Below are 1,265 nucleotides of genomic sequence, written 5' to 3'. Positions count from 1 at the left end.
GGGCGCCTACCGGCTGTTGCGTCGGCTCGGCGCCGGCGGAATGGGCCGTCAGGTTCTTTGATGCTTAATATTCGTCGCTATCTCATCAATCCAAATCAAGTGCACTATCATGGACAAGAGTTAAATACAACGACCTTTAACTTGGCACGTATGAACTTAATTCTTCATGGGGTGGATAAAGAACGCATGAACCTGAATAACGGAGATACTTTAGATGCCGATTGGCCCTCAGAAGAGCCTTATCAGTTTGATTCCGTAGTCATGAATCCACCTTATTCTGCAAAATGGTCAGCGGCAGATCAGTTTCTCTCTGACCCTCGTTTTGAGCGTTTTGGAAAATTAGCGCCTAAATCTAAAGCTGACTTTGCCTTTCTCCTTCACGGTTTTTACCATTTGAAAGAATCGGGAACAATGGGAATTGTCCTTCCGCATGGCGTGCTCTTTAGAGGAGCCGCAGAAGGAACCATTCGTCAAGCCCTTTTAGAAATGGGAGCCATTGATGCGGTCATTGGCTTGCCGGCCAATATTTTTTTTGGAACGAGTATTCCGACAACGGTTATTATTTTGAAGAAAAACCGCTCTCATCGTGATGTCTTATTTATCGATGCTTCTCAAGATTTTGAAAAACAAAAAAATAAAAATGTCCTGTTGGATGAACATATTGATAAAATTGTTTCTATCTACAAAAAACGAGAAGATATTGAAAGATATGCTCATGTTGCAAGTTTTGATGAGATCCAAGAAAATGACTTTAACTTAAATATCCCTCGTTATGTCGATACCTTTGAGGAAGAGGAACCGGTTGATTTGGTTGCAGTAAATACCAATCTCCTTAAGGTCAATGAAGAATTAGTTCAACAAGAGCAAGTGCTCTTATCGTTGATTGACGATTTTTCAGAAAGTGAAGAGAATCAAGCCTTAATTGATTCGATGCGTCTTCTTTTGAGAGGTGGGCATGATGAGTAAAAAGAGTCCACAATTAAGGTTTGAAGGTTTTACGGATGATTGGGAAGAGCGTAAGTTCTCAAATTTAGCTGAAGTAAGACGGGGCTTAACATATAAGCCATCCGATGTCCAAAAATATGGTATTAGGGTTCTTCGTTCTTCCAATATTGCAGAAGATACTTTTTTAATTAAATCGGACGATGTCTTTGTAAATAAAGAGGCAGTTAAAATTGACAAAGTGAAAAATGGGGATATTCTTATCACTTCTGCAAATGGATCTAGCCGTTTAGTTGGTAAGCAGGCTTTGATCCGCAGTGACG

2 protein-coding genes are annotated in these 1,265 nt (G+C 40.2%); both read left to right on the top strand.

All coding sequences use genetic code 11. From position 1 onward, the window contains the following. The coding region (locus tag AB0C76_RS41410; RefSeq protein WP_359975977.1) for a type I restriction-modification system subunit M at window positions 1-966 on the top strand (966 nt) is incomplete at its 5' end. Then, the coding region (locus tag AB0C76_RS41405) for a hypothetical protein (RefSeq protein ID WP_359975974.1) at window positions 950-1,265 on the top strand (316 nt) is incomplete at its 3' end. The genes AB0C76_RS41410 and AB0C76_RS41405, both read left to right, overlap by 17 nt.

It is taken from the genome of Kitasatospora sp. NPDC048722 (genome assembly GCF_040650235.1).
Taxonomy (GTDB): Bacteria; Actinomycetota; Actinomycetes; order Streptomycetales; family Streptomycetaceae; genus Kitasatospora.
This window is presented reverse-complemented; position numbering and strand designations above follow the sequence as displayed.